This is a genomic window from Flavobacterium luteolum, from assembly GCF_027111275.1.
In the GTDB taxonomy this organism is placed as follows: Bacteria; Bacteroidota; Bacteroidia; order Flavobacteriales; family Flavobacteriaceae; genus Flavobacterium; species Flavobacterium luteolum.
Genome location: NZ_CP114286.1, coordinates 1,736,333 through 1,758,849, shown reverse-complemented (window position 1 = coordinate 1,758,849; position 22,517 = coordinate 1,736,333). Strand labels below are relative to the sequence as shown.

Genomic DNA, 22,517 nt, shown 5'->3' with positions numbered 1-22,517 from the left:
AAACTTCTTAGAAAATCAGATCTTTAGTTTAACTTAGGAAACTGAAAACCAATCTAAGAAGTCTAAAAATCTAAGTCAGTCTAAAGATCCGGAATAATGATTAATAAACGCCTTTTAATAAAAAATCTCCTCGCTCATAATGACGAAAGCAGTTTTTATGATAAGAAAAGGCAGTTGAATCTACATTCCAGAGAAGGAAAAGGAAAGTTTTTAAAGCACATTTGTGCATTATCCAATTCCAACCCAAATAATAATTCTTATATCGTTGTTGGCGTAGAAGATCAAGATAACGAAATTGTAGGCGATGACTTCTTTGATGATAGCAGAATTCAGAATCTGGTCAATGCTTTCTTAGAAAATCCACCGAAAATTCAATACGAAAACGTCCCTTTTCCAAACCTTCCAAAAGACAAAGTAATCGGCCTGGTTACTATAAAACCCAAAAGTAAAATCTCTTACTTTAAAAAAGGAATCCACACCATTCTTGCTAATAGTGTTTTTATAAGGAGAGGCAGTAATTCGATTCCTTTAGAAGAACACGAGGAAATCGAAAAAAGCAATCAGAATACCGAAACCGTAATCGGAATAGAAAACAGCTCTCGAAATAGTATTCAATATACTTTAGACGGTGTTATCGATTTTATGAATTTCAGACATAAAGATATGTCGCCAAAATATCGTGTTTTTAAAGAATTATTCGTGATTTGCTGGGCTGGAGTTCCCAAAAAATTACGCGATAAAACTTATTTGTCTCGTGTTGATATTGAACTGATAAACGAACAGATTAAGCTTTTTTATTCGGCTCAGGACGTTGTTACAATCGAATATAATGATGATACTTTTACCATCACAGAGTACGTGCCACTTGGCTTAAATGACAAAACGAGTTATTATCCGTTAGAAGAACAAACGATTTATTTTTTTGACAACGGTTATTATAAAATTGATCGCCAAATGCTTTTTCAGCCACCAGAGTTTAACCGAAAAATGTTGCACCATATTTATAATTCTAATATAGCGCTGCTTAGAAAACTGGAAAAAGAGATGTCATTATCTGAACGTGAAATGAAAGATTTAGAAAACCTTCCTTCTACTTTTATGATTTGCCATCTGAATGGTTTCGAAGATGCCAGACAGAAGCTAATTGATGCAAAATTGCTTTTGAAACCTTATAAGAATATCTATTCTTCTTTTAAAGAAGCTTTACGAGTTTTGCGTAAAATGAAATATGATGTTCAGTAAACTAAGGTTCTGAGTTGCTGAGATACTAAGGTTCTAAGGTTTTTCTGTAGACACGTACTGCAGTGTGTCTAATTCATACTGAAATTATCTACTGAAAATTTAAATATTTTTTTACTTCTTCGTATGGGAATAAAAGCTCTTTTGGACCATCTGCGTAAGAAGCGGCTTCGTATGAGTTGTAATATAAAAGTAAACCTTCAGAAGTATAAAATATATTCTGCGGCAGTTGGAATTTGTCACCTTCAAACATTAAACCTGTAGCATTAATGTTGGCTTTTTCGGGAATTTTATATTTCGATCTAAATGTTTTCTCAGCAAAAGTTTTAAACTCATTTTCGTTTTTAAACAACTGTTTATTGAAAATGGTTTTTCCTGTTTTTTTATCGAATAGTAACGAACGGTAACCTTGATAACCATGTGCGCCACCAGTAAAAGTGTAATGATCAATTTTTAAATTCAGAATTTGGTCTGATTGAAATTCTACATTCCCGATTATTTTTGCTTCCCAGCCAAAAGTATCGTTCGGAAATTTTTGATGCATTTCTTCGTATGAAGTAATAAAAGATTTTGACAACGCTTTGTAATCATTGACTTTTACTGAATCTTCTTCAAAAAAAACAATCTCCTTAATAACAGCAAAGACTTTTTTATTGATGCTGTCTGATGTTACTTTAATATTTTTAGCAATTGGAACTTCTATGGTGATTTTTGGGCAGTCATTTGTGCACGGTACAGTAGATTTCTCTTCAAACGTTTCATTTTCAAATGAAAGCTCTTTTTTGCAACTTGTAAAAATCAAACACAAAAAGAGTATAAATAAGTAATTTTTCATATCAAAAAGTGTTAATTATCTACAAAGGTAAGAAGTTGTGTCGCGATAAAATAAATTAAGCGGTAAATTTGTAAAAGAATTAAGGAATTAAAATTTATAACTATATGAAATTCAATACAAAAGTAATTCACGGAGGACAACATCATGATCCAAGTACAGGAGCTGTGATGCCACCAGTGTATCAGACTTCAACATTTGTACAAACAAGTCCAGGAAAACCTTTGGCAGATTATGAATATAGTAGAGCTTCGAATCCTACTCGTACTGCTTTAGAAGACGCTTTGGCAAGTATTGAAAACGGAACTCGCGGATTAGCATTTTCGTCTGGTCTTGCTGCGACAGACTGTGTTTTAAGATCTTTTAAAGCCGGAGACGAAATTATTGCGATGGATGATTTATATGGCGGAACATACAGGATGTTTTCTCGTGTTTACAAAGATTCAGGTATTAAGTTTCATTTTGTTGATATGACGAATATCGAAAAATTGAAAAGTTTAATCAACGAAAATACGAAGTTAATCTGGGTAGAAACACCAACAAATCCGTTGATGAAGTTGGCAGATATCCAAGAAATAGCAAAAATTACTCAGGAGAAAAAAATTCTTCTTGCAGTAGATAATACTTTTGCAACTCCATATTTACAGAAACCATTAGATTTGGGAGCTGATATTGTAATGCACTCAGCAACAAAATATTTAGGCGGACACTCTGATGTTATTGCTGGTGCTTTAATTGTAAAAGATGCTGCTTTAGGAGATCAGTTGCATTTTCAACAGTTTGCTACTGGAGCTACGCTTGGACCAATGGATAGTTTCTTAGTTTTAAGAGGAATTAAAACTTTGGCTTTAAGAGTTCAGAGACATTGTGAAAATGGAGAAAAAGTAGTTGAATACTTGAGTAATCACCCAAAGATTAAAACAGTTTATTATCCAGGTTTGAAGAATCATCCGTTTCACGAAATTGCCAAGAAACAAATGAAAGCTTTTGGCGGAATGGTTTCTTTTGATTTTAAATCGGGAAAGAAAGAAGATTCGATTGCATTTTTAGAAAAACTGAAAGTATTTACTCTAGCAGAATCTCTAGGTGGAGTAGAATCATTGGCCAATCATCCTGCATTAATGACGCATGCTTCTATTCCTGCAGATAAGAGAGCAGAAGTTGGTATTACTGATGATTTAGTAAGATTGAGTGTTGGTATTGAAGATGCAGAAGATTTAATCGCAGATTTAGAGCAAGCTTTAGCTTAAGATAGATAAATTCCAATAAAAAATCCCAAATTCCAATTTTTATAATTTTGGAATTTGGGATTTTTATGTTTTGAGATTTAATTTTTTTAGAATTCTAAATAGTAGATGTATCCAAAGTTAAACCAAACCTGCCAATCATTAGATTTGTTTTCTTTGTAAATATCTTTATTTGGGTTTAATCCGTCAATCCAGTCTGAGTTATACGTTTGGAAACGAGTTTCGAACATTAAATCGCTCATTTCTGATAATTTATAATGAACACCAACTGATGCTGTTGCAGATAAAGCTACACCAGTTTCAGTAGAGAACCCATGCGCACGGCCATCAGACGGAGTTAAGTATTTTCCTGGAGTATTAGCTGGAAGTGTAATGTCTCCTAGATGAGATCCAACTTTTGTTGAATAATAGCTTACCTGAAATCCTACAGCGCCATACGGGCTGAAGCTACCAACTGTGTTTTCAAAATCGTGAATTTTCATAAAAGGAGAAAATTCCATTTGTGCTCCCAAGCTAACTATGCTAGAACTTGCATGCATGTTTCTTAATTGTCTTGCAAATAATCCGTTAGGCTTGTAATCAACCCACTGGCCATGATGCTTTAAATTAGTTTTGCTATAAGAAAGATCAGATCTTACTTTGAAATGTTCTGTGAAATAATTCTCTCTATTGTTATTTGCAGAAAAGTTTATGAAGTGCATAATTCCAATGCCAAAACCTGTGTTTCCAACATTATTATCGAAGTTATTTCTTTCTCCAAAATCAGACTGTAAAGTAACTGGTCCTCCGTATATTCCGATTTCTTGGGCTAATCCTTGTGCTGATACTGTAGTTGAGATGCCTAACAAGGCAAATAATGTGATAAATAGGGCTTTACGCATTTTTTGGGGGCTTACAAATCTGGGCAAATATATAAAAAACCTAATCGATTCAAAATATTAAATACCTGTATTGAAAAATAAGTAACAAAATACTTAATTTACTAATTTTTAAGAGGCAATTTGCATGTAAACACCTACATGAAAAATGTCTTTTTTTTGGAATGTTTGAAAAAAACACAAATCGATTCAAAAAAGCGAAAAATATAACAGCGAATCATTATTTGCTATATCTTTGTCTGTTAAAACGAAAACGTTTTCTTAAACGTAGTTTCTTATTTTATAAGAGTGAAAATTAAATCTAAATTATCTGAAAATTTATTTCAAAGATGGAACAAAAAATAAATGAATTTATGGCTCTTGTTGAGTCAAAAAATCCAAACGAGCCAGAATTTCTTCAAGCTGTTAGAGAATTTGCAGAAACTGTAATTCCGTTTATATCTGAACGTAAAAAGTATGATGGAAAGAATATCCTTTTAAGAATCGCTGAACCGGAAAGATCTATAATATTCAGAGTTCCGTGGGTAGATGATAAAGGAGAAATTATTGTAAATAGAGGTTTCAGAATTCAAATGAACTCTGCAATTGGGCCTTATAAAGGAGGAATTAGATTTCACCACACAGTAAATTTATCAGTTTTAAAATTCCTAGCTTTCGAACAGGTTTTCAAAAACAGTTTGACAACTCTTCCAATGGGTGGAGGTAAAGGTGGTTCTGATTTTGATCCAGAAGGGAAATCAGACGGAGAAATTATGCGTTTCTGCCAGTCATTCATGACAGAATTATGCCGTCATATTGGTCCAGATCTTGACGTTCCAGCTGGAGATATTGGTGTTGGAGCAAGAGAAATCGGTTATTTGTTCGGACAATATAAAAGAATTAGAAATGAATTTACTGGAGTTTTAACTGGAAAAGGTTTGGCTTACGGAGGTTCATTAATCAGACCTGAGGCTACAGGATATGGAGTAGTTTATTTTACAGATCAAATGCTTCGTACTATCGGGCATGAGATTAAAGGTAAAAGGGTAGCTATTTCTGGATTCGGAAACGTAGCTTGGGGAGTAGCTTTAAAAGTAAATGAATTGGGAGGTAAAGTTGTTACAATTTCTGGACCTGACGGATACATTTATGATGAAGAAGGAATCTCTGGAGAAAAAATTGACCATATGGTTGAAATGAGAGCTACTGGAGATAATAGAGCAGAAAGATATTTAGAGAAATATCCAAACGCAATATTCCATAAAGGGAAAAGCCCTTGGGAAGTAAAAGTTGATATCGCCATTCCATGTGCTACTCAAAATGAATTAAACGGTGATGATGCTAAGAAATTAATCGATAATGGCGTTTTATGTGTGACTGAAGCTGCAAACATGCCTTCTACATTAGATGCTATTAAACTTTTCTTAGATAATAAAGTATTATTTGCTCCAGGAAAAGCTGCAAACGCTGGTGGTGTTGCTGCTTCTGGATTAGAAATGACTCAAAACTCAATCCGTTTGAACTGGACTAGTGAAGAGGTAGACTTAAGATTGAAAGAAATCATGGTCGGAATTCATAACCAATGTAAAAAATATGGCGCTGAAGAAGACGGATATGTAAACTATGTAAAAGGAGCAAACATTGCTGGATTTGTAAAAGTAGCTGATGCAATGCTTGCACAAGGTGTTGTTTAAAATTTACTTACTGCTATAAAAAATACCCTCGATTATCTTTATAAGATATCGGGGGTATTTTATTTGTGCTAAAAAATAAATAAAATCTCGTTTGTAGTATATTTGTCCTAATAGAATACATTAAATGATGAAAAAAATATTTTTCTGCGGTTTGTTTTTACTTCTAATTCAGTTTTGCGGAGCACAAAGCAAATTGTCTTGGCAGGGATATTTTTCATTTAATGAAATAAAAGATATTTCTGAATCGACTACGGGGGTATTTGCAGCTTCCGAAAATGCATTCTTTTCTAAAAATATCTCAACAAATATTCTTAAAACAACAACTACTGTTGACGGACTATCAGGTCAGACAATTTCTGCAGTTTATTATAGTGAAACATTCAAAAAAACATTGATTGGTTACGAAAACGGTTTGATGATTTTAGTTAATGAAGTTGATGGTAGTATTTTAAAAGTGGTTGACATAATTAATAAACAGCTTCCAGCAAACAAGAAGAAGATCAACCATTTTATGGAAGATAATGGGCTGGTTTATGTTTCTTGCGATTTTGGAATTGTACAATTTAATTTGAAAACTTCTCAGTTTGGCGACACATATTTTATTGGCGATAATGGAGCTGAAATAAATGTTAAGCAAACAGCCATATTTAATGGATTTATTTTTGCTGCAACATCGAGTGGCATTAGAAAAGCAGATAAGACAAATGCCAATCTGATAGATTACAATCAATGGTCGGTTGTAAATACGGGAGTTTGGTCGAGCGTAGAAACTTTAGATATGGAGCTTATTGCGGTAAATGATTCTGGGTATATTCACAGATTCAATTCAAATACATTTATAGGGTTTTCACAATTGCCTCAAGCAGCGGTCGATACAAGAGCAAAAAATCATAATTTATTTATTACAACTGCCAATACAGTTTATGTATACAATAATCAGATGGTTTTGAACCGTCAAATTGCAAATTCTCAGGTTTTAGATAATACTTTAAATTTTAGCTGTGCAACGGCGGTTGGAGATCAGATTTTTATCGGAACAAAAGAAAAAGGTCTGTTTGCTTCTTCTCTTAATAGCGGTGGAGTTTTCGAAAATAATACTCCAGCTGGGCCAGTCCGCAACAATATTTTTGCTATAGATACAGGTTCAAGTGTTTTATGGGCAGTTTACGGAGATTATGATGTTTCATACAATCCTTATCCTTTAGATAATTATGGAATAAGCAAATACAATACTTCGGGATGGTTAAATATTCCGTATTCTGAAGTGTATGATGCAAAATCAATTACGAGAGTTCTTGTTAATCCAAACAATGAAAAACAAGTTTATGCGAGTTCTTTCTTTTCAGGTTTAGTAAAAGTTGAAAACGATGTACCGAGTTTTTTATACAATGAAAAAAATAGCGGTTTGGAGTCTATAACTACAGAAGGTCCAAATTATATTGATGTTCGTATTAATGCAACATCATTTGATAAATCTGCAAATCTTTGGGTTACAAACAGCCGAATAAAAAATGGTCTGAAAGTTTTAAAAACAAATGGACAATGGGGAAGTTATGCTATGACTTCGATTCTGGATAATGCAGAAGAGAGTAATTATTCAAGCCTAGCTATTGATCGCAACAATGTAAAATGGATTGGAACAGATAAAGATGGGGTGATTGGTTTTAACGAAACCACGAATGTTTTCAAAAAAATGACTTTTGGTGTCGATACAGGAAATCTGCCAATAGCCGATGTTAGAACTTTAGCTTTAGATACAAAAAATCAGCTTTGGATAGGAACAACAAAAGGTTTGAGAGTTTTGTCGAATATAGGAAGTTTTCAATCGGAAAGTCAGTTAAAAGCAAATCCAATTATTATTACAGAAGATAATTTGGCACAGGAATTAATGTACGAGCAATTTATTACTTCGATCGTTGTTGATGGGGCAAATAATAAATGGATTGGAACGGCAGATTCTGGAGTTTTTATGGTTTCGCCAAATGGTCAGGAAACCAAATATCATTTTACTATAAATAATTCACCATTGCCAAGTAATTATATAAATGATATCAAAATAAATGCTAAAACAGGCGAAGTCTTTATAGCTACCAATAAAGGCTTAGTTTCGTTTAACGGAATTGCCACAGAAGCCAACGATGATTTGAGCAATGTATATGTTTATCCAAATCCAGTTCGACCTAATTATAGTGGAACAGTAAAAGTTGCTGGATTAATTGATAAAGCGAATGTAAAAATCACTGATATTGAAGGAAATTTGGTTTATGAAATCACATCTTCAGGCGGAACAATTGAATGGGATACCACTGCATTTGGTAAATACAAAGTTGCGTCTGGCGTTTATATGGTTTTTATTTCTGCAGAAGACGGAGGAGAAACTAAGGTTAAAAAAGTAATGATTATAAGATAGTACTCAGTCGCAGTTTCAGTTTTCAATTTCGTTCGACAACTTGAAACTTTAAGCTTGAAACAAATAAAACAAAAATTGTGCTCGTCAAAACAAAAGCCATAGTAATCTCTTCTTTAAAATTTCAGGAAAAAAGCTTGATCGTAAAATGCTTTACACTTTCAAGCGGACTGAAATCGTATTTTGTACGCGATGCTTTTTCAAGCCGAAAAGCAAGTCAGAAAATTGCTTATTTTCAGCCTTTTTCGATTTTAGAAATTGAAGCCGTTCATAAAAATAAAGGAACGCTTGAAAATTTTAAAGAGATAAAAACTGCCGTTCCGTTTCAGAGTATTCATACTGATATTGTAAAAAGTACCATGGTGATGTTTCTTTCAGAGATGCTTCATTATTCTATTCAGGAAGAAGAGAAAAACGAACAGCTTTTCTTGTTTTTAGAAACTGCGCTGACTTGGCTGGATCATCATGACGAAATTTCTAACTTTCATTTGATTCTTCTTTTAGAAATTACAAAATATCTCGGATTTTATCCTGATCTGTCCGATATTGATCTTCCTTTTTTTGAAATAAATGAAGGGATTTTTACGGTTTTCCACAATTCAACCGCGCTTTCTGAGCATGAAACCAATTTGTTAAAAAAACTTATTGAGCTAAAGTTTGATAACAGTCAAAAAATCTTTAATGTAATTGAAAGACAAATATTGTTAAAGATTTTAATTAATTTTTATTCTGCTCATTTAGAAGGTTTTAAGTGCCCAAAATCATTGGATATTTTGAAAGAATTTTTTTCATAATCGCTTTTCTATTTTTATATATTTGCTCAGTAAATTTTTACTAAAAAAATCCCATTTTTTAGTAAAAAGCAAATTCTCATAAATATCTAATACCAACTAATTTTAAAAAAAAATCTACCATGAAGAAAATTACGTTTTCGATTATTTTGCTTCTGTCGGTAGCAGTTTCATCAATTGCCCAAAGAAAGTATGATGAAATAGTTACTACAGAAAACGCTGTACAGGATTTGGTACAGAATGGAGTTACTGGAGTTGTTGTCTTTAAAGAAGGCGCAAGTATTAAAGGTCTTGATCCAGAGACAAAAAAAGTGATTTGGACTTTGACTAAAGAAGATTTTGGAGGTAGATCAGTATTGGATATGGCAGGTGATGCCGATCTTACAAAGCTTTTCGCTGATAAAAGTACTTTAACGAATGTTCCTGGAAGCCCATACGTAGAAGCTTATCTTGAAAGTAAATACCTTATTATCAATACAGATACCGGTAAAGTAGTTTATAATTCTGCAAAAGAGTCTTTCTGGGTTACACAGTCAGATTTTATTCCTGAAACAAACGAGTATCTGCTTACTGTGAAAAAAGATGGAGATATGGCAATTGCTTTGCTAGATATGGCAACTGGTGAATTAAAATGGAATACAACTGTTGATAAAGCTAGATCATTGTTTAGTTTTTCTTTCAAAGAGTCAGTAAACACAAACGTTGCTACAGTACATGGTTCAGTAATTTATTATTTATTGTACGGAAAATTATATTCTTTTGACAGAGCTACTGGAAAGTTAAACTGGAAAGGAGAAGAAGATTATTCTAAATTCTTTTTAACACAAAACGATAAAAATATTGTTGTGGTAAATAACACAGGAACTTTTTCTTCAAAACAATATTTGAATGTATTAAATACAGAAACTGGGAAAAGTATCTGGAAAGAATCTATCAAAACAAAGAGAGTTGTTTATCTTGAGGATTGGGGAACTAAAATATTAGTGGCTCATTATAGCGGATTTAACTTTTTTGACTTAAATTCAGGAGAGAAAATCTGGAAAAAAGATGCTCGTGGTGATGGATTGAAAAGAGTAATTCCGATCGATCAAGATTTCTTATACGTTGCAGAAAATGAAATGATGCTAATCAACAAAGACGGAGAAAAGCTTTGGAAAAAATTCATCGAAATTTCTGATGACAAAGAAGATCCAATTTACTACTTAGGAAAAGTAGGCGAAAAAGTAATGTACCTTACAGGAACTTACGGAAACATGGTGGACTACAAGACAGGAGTTAAACTTTGGAAACGTAATATTAAGTTCGAAAAAGACCGTCCAGTATTACCAACTTATGATGAAGCTACAAATTCTTACTTAGTTTATAATGACGAGAAATTGTACAAATTTGATCCAAGCATTAGCGACAAACCAGAACCATTTGCTAAAGTAAATATCAAAAAAGAAAAAGAATTAAATAGTATCGAGCAATTTCCTTGGGGAGTTGTGCTTTCTGGCCCACTTGAAGTTATGGGAGTTAATATGGATGGTACAGTTAAATACCACCTTACTTATTCACAGCCTGGAGAAGGAACAAGACGTTTAATTAAAAGTGCTGCAATTGCAGGAAGTATTGGTTTAGGAATTGGTTCAGGAGTAAGTTCAGTTAAAGGTGCTGATTTGACTATGACATATCGTGATGCTGACGGTAACATGAGAACCGTAGTTGCAAAAGGAGATCAAGCAAATAAAGATCAGGCAAAAACTTATGCAGCTGGATCAGCGGCTTTAGGTATAGTGGCTGCTAAATTTAACTCTCGTTTTAATGCAATGAAACAAAACAGAGACTTCTCTTATATTTTTGCAAAAGCAGATTCTGGAGAAAAAATTCTTGTAAAAGTGAGTAAAGTTGATGGAGTTGAAGTTGATAAAATTATTTTTAACAACAACAAACCAATTTATGAAGTGGATCCTGCAACTCAGAATATTTTTTATGTTTCTGATAAGTCAATCCAAATCTTCAATAAGAAAGAAAAATAAAAAAAAGATACAGCCATCAGGATCTGATTCTGATGGCTTTTTTTTGCCTATGAAAAAAATATTACTCCTTATGGCTTTGCTTGCAATTGCTTCAATTCAAGCGCAAGAAAAAATAAGCTCTAAAAAAAAGAAATTCTACATCCCTGTAATTAGATATTCAGAATATCCTGCTTTAGACAATGTATTGACACAGACTGCTTTTTATCAGATGGACAAATCATTGCAAGAAGAAGAATCCAAACTGAAAAAGTATTATTTTAATATAGATGGATATATAAAAGATCCTGTAAATGGAAAGCTGAAAATTTATCTGACTTTTGACCTTCCTAAATATACAACAACACAAATAGATAGTTCTTATAATAAAAAAGAAAATAGATGGGTTTACGATGCACACTCGAACTATGTTACAAGTGTAAGGTTGGATGTTAGATATGGTGATAAGATTTTATTGACTAAGGATTTTGGAGGCTCAGAATCTTATTCCATAAGCGTTGGAAATAGTATGGGGGCTATGAGAATTGCGGCCGCAGAACATGATAAAAAAATCAGAGCAGCTGTTAGCGATTCAGATTATAGTGATGATGGTTTTGAAAATGTTATTTATAAAGCTGCAGGCCGAGTACAGAGTTTCCTAAATTATAAATTTGGATATACTACTGACGAATCTAAAGTAAGATTTGAATTTGTAACCTCTAAAGGACATTCAGAATACAAGCAAATGTTGGATTTTGAAACAGAGATTACAGCTCAGATGCAGAAAATAACACTTGAAAAAGGCTTAGATGAAAAATTGCTGATGCCTCATTTGCAATATTTGGAAAGTCTATTGGTTAAATATCCGCCTTCGCCACAGAACGTAAACATTCGATTCATTGTTACAAACAATTTAGCTGAAACCTATTTGTTGCTTGAAAATAAAGAAAAAGCGCTTTTATATGCCAATTTATTAGTCGAAAATGACAAGTTGGATTCTAGAGGTTCTTCCATTATTGAAAGAGTAAATAATGCCAATTTTGTAGATAAAAAAATCAGAAGCCATACCAATCGTTTTGTTGAGCTTAAAAAACTTGGACTTAAAATAGCGGAAGAGAAAGAAGAAAAAAGGTTAGCATTTTTTGAAAAGATTCAGCAGCAAGATGCAGAATGGGAAATCGAAAAATCGAATCGTGAAGCTTATTTAGAAAAGATTAAAACCCAAAGACATAATTTACTTGATTCTATACCGTATCAATTAAATGCAAATCTTTTGGCAAAAGTAGTCGATAATCTGGGAGGAAGCCAAGCCTTGAAAAAAGTAGAAAAAGCACATTTGTATTCTAAAATTTCAATCGAAGGAACCAATATTCCTCAAACAGAAGAAAAATGGGCAACAACATCTCATTATCTTCTTAAGAAAAAAATGCCTGAATCTTATTATGAAATAGTTAATGGAGCAGAAGCATGGAGTCATGACGATCGTGAAAAAGGCGTAAATGCTAAATGGGCAAAATTAACCGCTTATGATTACAGCAATTTGTCTAAGAATGTTGACTTGGTAAATTTCTTAACCGATTTAAGACTCGATCTATGGAATAATTTTGAGGTTTTGGGTGAGGAAATGTATGAAGGGAAATTATGTTATCATTTAAATTATTTTGAAAAAACATTAAGTTCTGGAAACAGAACAATTCCTAAAACAGATTATCATGTTTTTATTGATAAAGAAAACTTCAATATAGTTTCTACAGAAAAAACAGAGTTTGATAATGGTAATAAAAGTTTTTTTGAGAAAAAATTATTTGGTGATTATCGCCCTGTAACGGCATTAAATTCTGGAAAAATTCCTCATAAGATCAACTATGAAATTGAAGATTTTAATGGCGAGACTTTTTATCAGGAAATCAGAGAAAAGGTGGAGATAAATCCAGTTTTCGGAAATCGAATTTTTATGAAAGAAGTCTATTTCGGAGGATTTAAATAATATTTTAGCTTATTAGAAGCTGCTTTAAGAATTGGTTATTTTTTGATTTATTACGCTCAAAAAAATGAGAATAATATCAGAAAGTAACCAATTCTTATGTTTTTGTATCTATTATCTCAACAAAAGTTTGTGAAATTTAAGGAAATTGGCGGTCAATAGTTCAAAATTTCTTACTTTCGCACCTCGTTTAAGAAAAGGATAAAATGAGTACAAAATTTACTGAATACAAAGGACTTGACTTGCCAACTGTAGCGTCTGAAGTTCTTGATTTTTGGAAGAAAGAAAATATATTTGAAAAGAGTGTAACAACTCGCGAAGGTGCTGAGCCTTTCGTATTTTTTGAAGGTCCGCCTTCAGCAAACGGATTACCTGGAATTCACCACGTAATGGCACGTGCGATTAAAGATATTTTTTGCAGATATAAAACTCAAAAAGGTTTTCAAGTAAAAAGAAAAGCTGGATGGGATACTCACGGTTTGCCTGTAGAATTGGGTACCGAAAAAGAATTAGGAATTACAAAAGAAGATATTGGCAAAACGATTTCTATTGAAGAATATAACGAAGCGTGTAAAAAAACCGTTATGCGTTATACCGACGTATGGAATGATTTGACCGAAAAAATGGGGTATTGGGTTGATATGGAAGATCCATATGTGACGTATAAACCAAAATACATGGAATCGGTTTGGTGGCTTTTAAAGCAAATCTATGATAAAGGTTTGTTGTACAAAGGATACACGATTCAGCCTTACTCTCCAAAAGCAGGAACGGGATTGTCTTCTCACGAAGTAAATCAGCCTGGAGCTTACAGAGATGTTACGGATACTACAATTGTAGCACAATTCAAAACTTTGCCAGAAACACTTCCAAGCTTTTTACAAGGTTTTGGAGATATTCACATTTTGGCTTGGACGACAACTCCTTGGACATTGCCGTCAAATACAGCTTTGACAGTTGGACCAAAAATCGATTATGTTTTAGTTAAAACGTTCAATCAATATACTTTTGAGCCAATCAATGTGATTTTGGCTAAAAACTTAGTTGGAAAACAATTTGGAAAAGGATATTTTGTAAGTGAAGACGATGCTGATTTTGACAATGTTAAAAATGGCGACAAAAAACTTCCGTACAAAATCTTAACTGAGGCGAAAGGAGCAGATTTAGTAGAAATCCGTTACGAGCAATTGTTGCCTTACGTATTGCCATATCAAAATGCTGAAAACGCATTTAGAGTAATTTCTGGAGATTTCGTAACAACAGAAGACGGAACAGGAATTGTACATACAGCTCCAACTTTTGGTGCAGATGATGCTAAGGTAGCAAAAGAAGCACAGCCGGAAGTTCCGCCAATGTTAGTATTGGATGAAGAAGGAAATGCAGTTCCATTAGTAGATTTACAAGGAAAATTCACTTCTCATGTTGGTGAACTTGCTGGTAAATACGTTAAAAACGAATATTACGATGCAGGACAAGCGCCAGAGAAATCTGTAGATGTTGAAATCGCAATTCGTTTAAAAGAAGAAAACAAAGCTTTTAAAGTTGAAAAATACGTGCACAGTTATCCACACAGCTGGAGAACTGACGAGCCGTTATTATATTATCCCCTAGATTCATGGTTCATCAAAGTAACCGATGTAAAAGATAGAATGTTCGACCTGAACGAAACTATCAATTGGAAACCTAAATCTACTGGTGAAGGACGTTTTGGAAATTGGCTTAAAAATGCTAATGATTGGAACTTATCTCGTTCTAGATATTGGGGAATTCCGTTGCCAATTTGGAGAACTGAAGATAAAAAAGAAGAAGTTCTTATTGGTTCTGTTGAAGAATTGTACAATGCGATCGAAAAATCTATCGAAGCAGGTTTTCAGAAAGAAAATCCGTTTAAAGGTTTTGAAATTGGAAATATGTCTGAATCAAATTATGATTTAATTGATTTGCACAAAAATGTAGTGGATCAAATTACGTTGGTTTCGGTTTCAGGCCAGCCAATGAAACGCGAAAACGATTTGATCGACGTTTGGTTTGATTCTGGAGCAATGCCTTATGCACAATGGCATTATCCTTTTGAAAATCAAGATAAAATTGATGGGAACAAGGATTTTCCTGCGAATTTCATCGCAGAAGGAGTAGATCAAACACGTGGATGGTTTTATACATTACACGCAATCGGAACTTTGGTTTTTGATAAAGTAGCGTATAAAAACGTTGTTTCAAACGGTTTGGTTTTAGATAAAAACGGAATTAAAATGTCTAAGAGTAAAGGAAATACAATAGACCCGTTTAAAACCATTGAAGAATACGGTCCTGATGCCACACGTTGGTACATGATCATGAATGCAAATCCGTGGGATAACTTAAAGTTTGATCTTGAAGGAATTGCTGAGGTTAAACGCAAATTCTTTGGAACTTTATACAACACTTATTCTTTCTTTTCGTTATATGCTAACATCGACGGATTTAAATATGCTGAAGCAGAAATTCCGTTAAACGAAAGACCAGAAATCGATCAATGGATTATTTCTGAGTTGAATACTTTAGTGAAATTTGTTGATGAATGTTATGAAGATTACGAGCCAACAAAAGCGACAAGAGCTATTTCTGAATTCGTTCAGGAAAACTTAAGTAACTGGTATGTTCGTTTGTGTCGTCGTCGTTTCTGGAAAGGGGAATATGCTAAAGATAAAATTGCAGCTTACCAAACGCTTTACACTTGCTTGTTAACAATCAGTAAATTAAGCGCTCCAGTAGCTCCATTTTTTATGGATAAATTGTACAGAGATTTGACTGCTTCGACGGGAACCGAGGATTTTGCTAGTGTTCACTTGGCTGAATTCCCGAAATTTGTCGAAAACTTTGTTAATAAAACGTTAGAGAGCAAAATGCAGAAGGCGCAGACAATCTCTTCTTTGGTTTTATCACTTAGAAAAAAGGAAATGATCAAAGTACGCCAACCTTTGCAAAAGGTAATGATTCCAGTACTTGACGAGAATCAGAGAGCTGAAATAGAAGCGATTTCTGACCTAGTAAAAGCCGAAGTAAACGTGAAAGAAATTGAACTTTTAGACGACGCTTCGGGTATTTTGGTAAAACAAATCAAGCCTAATTTTAAAGCTCTTGGGCCACGTTTTGGAAAAGATATGGGTCTGATTTCTAAGGAGATACAGGGTTTTTCGCCAGAGCAGATCAACCAGCTGGACAAGCAGGGAACGCTAGATATTGTTATTTCTGGAAATAATGTAACTTTATCATTAGAAGACGTCGAGATAACATCACAAGATATTGAAGGTTGGCTGGTTGCAAATTCAAACGGAATAACCGTTGCACTTGACATCACAATATCTGAAGAATTGAAAAATGAAGGTATCGCGAGAGAATTAGTAAACAGAATTCAGAATATCCGTAAAGATTCAGGATTTGAAGTTACTGATAAGATCAAAGTACAGATAAAGAGAGATGGCATTTTAGAAGATGCAGTTTCAAAAAATGAAGACTATATTAAGTCTGAGACATTAACAGATGATTTGGTTTTTGTGGATGTTTTAGAAAACGGCACAGAAATTGAGTTTGATGATATTAGAACAATGATATTAATTTCAAAATAAGTATAATACCATGATAGATGAAATTACAAGATACTCAGACGCTGACTTAGCGGAGTTCAAAGAAATAATCCAAGCAAAAATTAAAAAAGCACAAGAAGATCTTGATTTGATCAAAAGTGCCTATATGAACGATTTGAATAACGGAACTGACGATACTTCTCCAACATTTAAAGCTTTTGAAGAAGGAAGTGAGACCATGTCAAAAGAAGCAAATTCTCAGTTGGCTATCAGGCAAGAGAAATTCATTCGTGACTTAAAAAACGCTTTATTCCGTGTTGAAAATAAAACATACGGTATTTGTAAAGTAACAGGTAAATTAATCAGCAAAGAAAGGCTTAAAATCGTTCCTCATGCAACAATGAGCATCGAAGCTAAAAATTTGCAGAGATAATTATAAAAATATCTTATCAAATAGAAAAAACGCTCCTAATTTTAGGAGCGTTTTTTTTGTTTAATGTTTGATGAAGCTTTGTTTTGAAGCTACAAGCTGTTATTGAAAGAAATTATTTATAACTAGTCAAAATTAATTAATTTTAATGTCGATTTTTTTTGTAAGAATAAAACAAGTAGAATTACCTAGGAGTAAATACAAAAAAAAACCGCCTTAATGAATGGCGGTTTTTTAAAAGTAAAAATGTTACATCATTATGCTAGATTTTTTTCAACGTCTGCTTTGTGTTTTCTTAAAATAGCTCTTGTCATACCTAAATTTGCTTTTGAAGCATCTGCAGCAAGATAGATCATGAATTTTTTGTTCGGAGAAATATCGATAATGTGAATTTGATTCGATAGCGTAATCAAAATATCTTCGATGTCCTGGTTTAAGTTTAGTGCTTTTACGGCACTCAATTTAGCTTTTACAACTTCTAAGTTATAGGCCGCAGCTAATTCAGGGTCAAAACCCGGATCGATAGTTAAATTTCCAAAGCTTAATCCAGATTCAATTTCTGTTACTGCTACAGCGATAAAGCCGTTTACGTTAGTTTTCATTTCGTTTAAAAACACGTTTAAAAAATCATTGCTCATAGTTCATTTGGGTTATTTGTTAATAGAATTTTATGTTATTTCAATAGTGAATTTTTGCTTAATTCAGCAGAAACTTCTTCTGTAGAACGCATTAATAATGCTAGATTGCTTCCTTCTTTAGAAAAAGCAACGATAAAGTTAGAACCGCTTATTTTGTTTCCAACAATAACGCCTTCGGCGCTTTTTAGGTATAATTGTTTTAAAGAGCCTTTTTCTAAATCAATTAAGAATTTTTCGCTCATAGATAAAATAGCTGCGCTCATTGCGGCAATACTGTCGCCATAGTCAAGATTTAAGGAGGTAATGAGTTTTCCTTTTCCGTTTAAAATTAATGCTGCAGTAGATTTGGTGCTGACAAGGAAGTCATTTAGTGTAGTTGTGATTTCATTCATGATTTGTAGGATTTTGGGAGGAATGTTAAATTTAGTTTGTGTTGGTATTCGTTTTCAAAAATTAATTCATGCTATCCTAAACAAGTGTTAATTTTTATTAACAAATATAAATTAAATTATGTATCATTGTAGTACCAAATCAGTAATAATTTTAATTATTTACGACGAAAAACTTACATTATGGCTAAAGTATTGAAATTCAAAGAAGTAAACTCTGATGTAGAACGCAGAATGAAAGAATTTGAAAAACTGCGTGTTAAATTTAAAGCAGATGTAAAAAAGGGCGAAGCTAAGAAGCTGGCTGCCGGAAAAGAAAGCAAAGGGATTTTTAAGTCGATTTCAGAATTTTTCTCCGACAGCCCGAAAACCCCGGCAAAAGCTGCTGTGAAAAAGTAAACTTTATTCGGTTTAGATTAGCAGATAAACTTGTTTAGTTTGTTACAAAAGAATTAACGCTCCTTTAGGAGCGTTTTTTTTGATTTAATTGTTATTTTTGCCCATCAAAAAATCATAAAATGTCATTACGAAAAGCGTATTTCCTTATATTTCTAGTTTTAATTGTTGATCAGCTTTCTAAAATTTATGTCAAAACAAATTTTGTTCTGGGCGAAGAAGTTGTAATTGCAGATTGGTTTAGAATTCATTTTATAGAAAACGAAGGAATGGCTTGGGGGACAAAAATACCTGGAGAATATGGAAAATTAATTCTAACGGTTTTTAGGATTTTTGCTGTTTTCGGAATTGGCTGGTGGCTTTCTGACTCTATAAAAAAACGTCACTCTACATATTTAGTTGTTGCCATTGCATTAATCTTTGCTGGAGCAGCAGGAAATATTATCGATTCTGTTTTCTACGGAGTTATTTTTGATGATAGTACTCATAATCTTGCGACAATTTTTTCTCCAGCCCCATACGGAACTTGGTTCCATGGTTTGGTAGTAGATATGTTCTATTTTCCTATTTGGGAAGGAAATCTTCCTGAATGGCTTCCTTTATTTGGAGGAAAACATTTTGCATTCTTTAATGCTATTTTTAATGTAGCCGATGTTGCAATTTCTACAGGTGTAGGCATACTTTTGGTTTTTAATAGAAGAGCTTTCCCAAAACACACATAAATTCCAAAATTCTCAAAATTCCAAATTCCAATATTTAAGGCATTCGCAATAAATAGATATTGGAATTTGGAATTTTTCATTATTGGCATTTAATATTATTGTATTATTTTTACAATACAAAAAAATCAAACTATGCAAAGTCCGTCTTTTTCCATTTATGATGCTTCTGCGGGATCAGGAAAGACGTATACATTGGTAAAAGAATATTTAAAAATTATTCTTTCTTCTCCAAAAAACGATGCATATAGAAATATTCTAGCCATAACTTTTACCAATAAAGCGGTTCATGAAATGAAAAGCCGTATTGTTGGAAACCTGTCCGAATTTGCAAAAGACGATCCGTCTCCAAAAGCGGCCGATTTGATGGAGGATCTTTCTCGCGATACTGGACTTTCGATTATTAAAATTAAAACCAAATCACAGCAAATTATTAAGCACTTAATTCATAATTATGCTGCTTTTGATATTTCTACTATTGATAAATTTACCCATAAAGTTATCCGTGCTTTTGCACATGACTTAAATCTTCCAATGACTTTTGAGGTTACATTGGATACCGAAAATTTATTGGTTGAAGCTGTTGATGCCATTATTGCACAAGCGGGTGAAGACGAAACATTGACCAAATTGCTCATCGATTTTACAATGGAAAAAACCGATGATGACAAAAGCTGGGATATCTCGCGAGAAATTCTCGATACGGGAAGATTGGTTTTGAATGAGAATAATCGTAATGAGATTCTGCATTTTCAAAACAAAACAATCGGAGAGTTTGTTGAGATTAAAAAGAAAATGCAAACGCTTTGCAAAGAATTGGAAGAAACTAACGAAGGTCTTGCAACGAAAGCAATTGAATTAATTGATAAAAATGGAATCGATCAAAAATCATTTTCAAGAGGAACTTTTCCAAATCATTTGCAAAGTATTAGAGACGGAAAGTTTAATCCAAAGAATAAAACTTTTCATGAGTTTGAAGATATTGCCATTAATAAAACGGCAAAGGATCGAGCTTTAATCGAAAATATTATTCCAGAATTACTTCAGATATTAAAAGAGGTTTATCAAAATTTTGAAAAAAGAGATTTTTATAAAGCTTTCCTAAAAAATATTACACCGCTTTCTTTGTTGAATACAGTAAGTAACGAACTTGCAAAAATTCAATCAGAACAGAACGTTTTGTCTATTTCGGAATTCAATGCGATAATTCACCGTGAGATTCAAAATCAGCCAGCGCCATTTATTTATGAACGTTTAGGTGAGCGTTATCGCAATTTCTTTATTGACGAGTTTCAAGACACTTCAGAAATGCAGTGGCAGAACTTGATTCCGCTAATTGATAATTCGCTTTCTGGTTTGGATGATTTTGGAAAAAAAGGGACTCTTATGATTGTTGGAGATCCGAAACAATCTATTTATCGCTGGCGCGGAGGAAAAGCAGAACAATTTATCGAGTTGAGTAAAGAAGAAATACCTTTTTTTCATCATGAAAAAGTAGTAAGACATCTAGATACAAACTACAGAAGTTATAGCGAAGTTATTGAGTTTAATAATGCTTTTTTCAAATTGATTTCTAGTGAATTTTCTAATGAAGATTATAAAAATCTGTATGAGAATCATAGTTTTCAAAATACTAATTCAAAAAAAGGCGGTTATGTAAACATTTCCTTTCTTCCGATTATTGATAAAAATGACTTTGCAGATGAAGACGATGTGGTGGAGAAATCGGATTTGTATGTTTTAGCTACTTTAAATATGATTCAAGAAGTTGTTAAGCAAGGTTTTGAATATAAAGATATAGTAATTCTGACCAGAAAAAGAGATCAGGGAATTGCAGTTGCAAACTATTTGACAGAACAGGGAATTCCTCTGCTGTCTTCTGAAACTTTGATGATTCAAAATGCGTCGGAAGTTCGTCTTATAATTCATCTTCTTAGATATTTAAATAATAGCTCAGATTTAGAGTCAAAAGCTAACTTTTTACATTTCTTAGCTTCAACCAAAGATTTGTCTATGCCTATCCATGATTTTATTGCAATGGGAATGAATCATAGATTTGAAAAAGATTTTGAAGAATGGCTTTTAACGTTTGATGTTTCTTTTTCTTTTGAAGATGTTCGAAAAAAATCTTTGTATGAAGCAGTTGAAATTATTATTTCTAAATTTATTCTTCCGTCAGAAGGAAATGCCTATGTGCAGTTTTTTCTGGATATTGTTTTAGAAAGAGATATTAGAAATCAAGCTGGAGTTGCAGATTTTTTAATCTTCTGGGATAAGAATGCGGAGAAATTTAGTATTCCGTCTCCAGAAGGGAATAATGCTGTTCGAATCATGACCATTCATAAATCAAAAGGCTTGGAATTTCCAGTTGTAATTATGCCATTTGCAGATGAAGATTATAATCGAAAACCAAAAGATAAATTGTGGCTTGATACTGAGGAAATAGATTTAGGGATTCCAAAAGCATTGGTTGATAATAGCAGTGCAGTTGAAGGTTTTGGAGAAAGTGCATCGGCAGTTTTCAATTTAAAAAAGCAAGAAGAGCTTTTAGATAATATAAATGTACTTTATGTTGCTCTGACTCGCGCCGAAGAGCAATTGTATGTTATTTCTCAATCGTTGAGAGCTAAAACTGATGGTGAGTATCCAAATAATATGGCTTCCTTTTTTATTAAATTTTTGATTAATGCAGGAGTTTATGATGAGGAAAAATTGAATTACGAGTTTGGAAATAAGACTAGACTGTCAAAATCTTCCAAAACAGTCGATATGGTTAAATCGATTCCGATTGTGAGAGAGGTTTTGAATCCTAAAAATATCAAAATCGCACAACGCGAAGCTTTAATGTGGGGAACGCATCAACAAGAAGCGATTTCGTATGGAAATATAGTGCATGAAATTTTGGCTTTTGTTAGAGATAAATCAGATATTGATTTGGCGGTTGCAAAATCACTTGAAAACGGTTTGATAACTTATGATCAAGTTGATAAAGTGCTGCAGACCTTGAAAGAAATTGTAAATCATTCGGAACTCAGTGTGTGTTTTGATGGAAATCATACTGTGTTAAATGAGCAAACGATTGTTCAGAAAGAAGGGAGAATTTTAAAGCCTGATCGTGTTGTGTTTTTAGATAGTAAAGAAGCTTATCTGCTGGATTATAAAACAGGGGTATCTAATGCTAAGTATCAGCAGCAAATTCAAGACTATCAGGATGCAATTGAAGATTTGGGGTACAAGGTGTTAAAAAAGGCTCTTGTGTATATTGGCGAAGAAATTGAAGTAGTAAATTTGTGAAAAAATTAATCAGATGTTAAAGAAAAAACGAAGCTTAATT

General features: G+C 33.1%; 16 protein-coding genes. 12 read left to right on the top strand and 4 right to left on the bottom strand.

The window, feature by feature from the left end; all coding sequences use genetic code 11:
* The first annotated feature begins 96 nt into the window (after positions 1-96).
* On the top strand, positions 97-1,242 hold the full coding sequence (locus tag OZP10_RS07605; protein WP_281634140.1) for an ATP-binding protein: 1,146 nt from the start codon (positions 97-99) through the stop codon (positions 1,240-1,242).
* An 88-nt stretch (positions 1,243-1,330) separates the two neighbouring features.
* On the opposite strand, the gene OZP10_RS07600 is transcribed toward OZP10_RS07605, so the two are convergent.
* Positions 1,331-2,074, bottom strand: coding sequence for a DUF3298 and DUF4163 domain-containing protein (locus tag OZP10_RS07600; protein ID WP_281634139.1), 744 nt, complete (start codon positions 2,072-2,074; stop codon positions 1,331-1,333).
* Positions 2,075-2,178: 104 nt separating this feature from the next.
* Here OZP10_RS07600 and OZP10_RS07595 point away from each other — a divergent pair, with 104 nt between their 5' ends.
* On the top strand, positions 2,179-3,321 hold the full coding sequence (locus tag OZP10_RS07595) for a cystathionine gamma-synthase (protein ID WP_281634138.1): 1,143 nt from the start codon (positions 2,179-2,181) through the stop codon (positions 3,319-3,321).
* An 86-nt stretch (positions 3,322-3,407) separates the two neighbouring features.
* On the opposite strand, the gene OZP10_RS07590 is transcribed toward OZP10_RS07595, so the two are convergent.
* On the bottom strand, positions 3,408-4,199 hold the full coding sequence (locus OZP10_RS07590) for a THC0290_0291 family protein (RefSeq protein ID WP_281634137.1): 792 nt from the start codon (positions 4,197-4,199) through the stop codon (positions 3,408-3,410).
* A gap of 326 nt (positions 4,200-4,525) precedes the next feature.
* Between OZP10_RS07590 and gdhA the strand changes: the two genes are divergently transcribed.
* The 7 genes from gdhA to OZP10_RS07555 all read left to right on the top strand — a co-directional run bounded on the left by gdhA (position 4,526) and on the right by OZP10_RS07555 (position 17,044).
* Positions 4,526-5,869, top strand: coding sequence for an NADP-specific glutamate dehydrogenase (gdhA, locus tag OZP10_RS07585; RefSeq protein ID WP_281634136.1), 1,344 nt, complete (start codon positions 4,526-4,528; stop codon positions 5,867-5,869).
* A gap of 127 nt (positions 5,870-5,996) precedes the next feature.
* Positions 5,997-8,279: a type IX secretion system anionic LPS delivery protein PorZ gene (gene porZ / locus OZP10_RS07580; RefSeq protein WP_281634755.1), complete on the top strand. Its 2,283-nt coding sequence runs from the start codon at positions 5,997-5,999 to the stop codon at positions 8,277-8,279.
* 77 nt (positions 8,280-8,356) lie between these two features.
* Positions 8,357-9,070: a DNA repair protein RecO gene (gene recO / locus OZP10_RS07575; protein WP_281634135.1), complete on the top strand. Its 714-nt coding sequence runs from the start codon at positions 8,357-8,359 to the stop codon at positions 9,068-9,070.
* A gap of 119 nt (positions 9,071-9,189) precedes the next feature.
* The gene (locus tag OZP10_RS07570; protein ID WP_281634134.1) at positions 9,190-11,085 is read left to right on the top strand and encodes an outer membrane protein assembly factor BamB family protein; all 1,896 of its coding nucleotides are present in this window, start codon (positions 9,190-9,192) and stop codon (positions 11,083-11,085) included.
* A 49-nt stretch (positions 11,086-11,134) separates the two neighbouring features.
* A complete protein-coding gene (locus OZP10_RS07565; protein ID WP_281634133.1) occupies positions 11,135-13,048 on the top strand; it encodes a hypothetical protein in 1,914 nt (637 codons plus the stop codon).
* Between the two features lie 203 nt (positions 13,049-13,251).
* The gene (ileS, locus tag OZP10_RS07560; protein ID WP_281634132.1) at positions 13,252-16,653 is read left to right on the top strand and encodes an isoleucine--tRNA ligase; all 3,402 of its coding nucleotides are present in this window, start codon (positions 13,252-13,254) and stop codon (positions 16,651-16,653) included.
* A 10-nt stretch (positions 16,654-16,663) separates the two neighbouring features.
* Positions 16,664-17,044: a TraR/DksA family transcriptional regulator gene (locus OZP10_RS07555; RefSeq protein ID WP_012022792.1), complete on the top strand. Its 381-nt coding sequence runs from the start codon at positions 16,664-16,666 to the stop codon at positions 17,042-17,044.
* 254 nt (positions 17,045-17,298) lie between these two features.
* Here OZP10_RS07555 and OZP10_RS07550 read toward each other — a convergent pair whose 3' ends face one another.
* Positions 17,299-17,679 carry a hypothetical protein gene (locus tag OZP10_RS07550; protein WP_281634131.1) on the bottom strand — a complete coding sequence of 127 codons (381 nt, stop codon included), beginning with the start codon at positions 17,677-17,679 and terminating at the stop codon, positions 17,299-17,301.
* Positions 17,680-17,714: 35 nt separating this feature from the next.
* Complete coding sequence (locus tag OZP10_RS07545; RefSeq protein ID WP_091494460.1) at positions 17,715-18,071, bottom strand: roadblock/LC7 domain-containing protein; 357 nt, start codon at positions 18,069-18,071, stop codon at positions 17,715-17,717.
* Between the two features lie 192 nt (positions 18,072-18,263).
* On the opposite strand from OZP10_RS07545, the gene OZP10_RS07540 reads away from it, so the two are divergent.
* From OZP10_RS07540 to OZP10_RS07530, 3 genes are all read left to right on the top strand, one after another.
* The gene (locus OZP10_RS07540) at positions 18,264-18,467 is read left to right on the top strand and encodes a hypothetical protein (RefSeq protein WP_281634130.1); all 204 of its coding nucleotides are present in this window, start codon (positions 18,264-18,266) and stop codon (positions 18,465-18,467) included.
* 119 nt (positions 18,468-18,586) lie between these two features.
* On the top strand, positions 18,587-19,186 hold the full coding sequence (locus tag OZP10_RS07535) for a lipoprotein signal peptidase (RefSeq protein WP_281634129.1): 600 nt from the start codon (positions 18,587-18,589) through the stop codon (positions 19,184-19,186).
* A 132-nt stretch (positions 19,187-19,318) separates the two neighbouring features.
* Positions 19,319-22,477 carry a UvrD-helicase domain-containing protein gene (locus OZP10_RS07530; RefSeq protein WP_281634128.1) on the top strand — a complete coding sequence of 1,053 codons (3,159 nt, stop codon included), beginning with the start codon at positions 19,319-19,321 and terminating at the stop codon, positions 22,475-22,477.
* Positions 22,478-22,517: the final 40 nt, after the last annotated feature.

Excerpts from the sequence above, each read along its gene's own strand:
- OZP10_RS07550 (WP_281634131.1), bottom strand. The coding sequence starts at position 17,679 with ATGAGCAATGATTTTTTAAACGTGTTTTTAAACGAAATGAAAACTAAC.
- ileS (WP_281634132.1), top strand. The coding sequence starts at position 13,252 with ATGAGTACAAAATTTACTGAATACAAAGGACTTGACTTGCCAACTGTA.
- OZP10_RS07570 (WP_281634134.1), top strand. The coding sequence starts at position 9,190 with ATGAAGAAAATTACGTTTTCGATTATTTTGCTTCTGTCGGTAGCAGTT.
- OZP10_RS07600 (WP_281634139.1), bottom strand. The coding sequence starts at position 2,074 with ATGAAAAATTACTTATTTATACTCTTTTTGTGTTTGATTTTTACAAGT.
- OZP10_RS07595 (WP_281634138.1), top strand. The coding sequence starts at position 2,179 with ATGAAATTCAATACAAAAGTAATTCACGGAGGACAACATCATGATCCA.
- OZP10_RS07590 (WP_281634137.1), bottom strand. The coding sequence starts at position 4,199 with ATGCGTAAAGCCCTATTTATCACATTATTTGCCTTGTTAGGCATCTCA.
- OZP10_RS07555 (WP_012022792.1), top strand. The coding sequence starts at position 16,664 with ATGATAGATGAAATTACAAGATACTCAGACGCTGACTTAGCGGAGTTC.
- OZP10_RS07545 (WP_091494460.1), bottom strand. The coding sequence starts at position 18,071 with ATGAATGAAATCACAACTACACTAAATGACTTCCTTGTCAGCACCAAA.
- OZP10_RS07565 (WP_281634133.1), top strand. The coding sequence starts at position 11,135 with ATGAAAAAAATATTACTCCTTATGGCTTTGCTTGCAATTGCTTCAATT.
- porZ (WP_281634755.1), top strand. The coding sequence starts at position 5,997 with ATGAAAAAAATATTTTTCTGCGGTTTGTTTTTACTTCTAATTCAGTTT.
- OZP10_RS07530 (WP_281634128.1), top strand. The coding sequence starts at position 19,319 with ATGCAAAGTCCGTCTTTTTCCATTTATGATGCTTCTGCGGGATCAGGA.
- OZP10_RS07535 (WP_281634129.1), top strand. The coding sequence starts at position 18,587 with ATGTCATTACGAAAAGCGTATTTCCTTATATTTCTAGTTTTAATTGTT.
- OZP10_RS07605 (WP_281634140.1), top strand. The coding sequence starts at position 97 with ATGATTAATAAACGCCTTTTAATAAAAAATCTCCTCGCTCATAATGAC.
- gdhA (WP_281634136.1), top strand. The coding sequence starts at position 4,526 with ATGGAACAAAAAATAAATGAATTTATGGCTCTTGTTGAGTCAAAAAAT.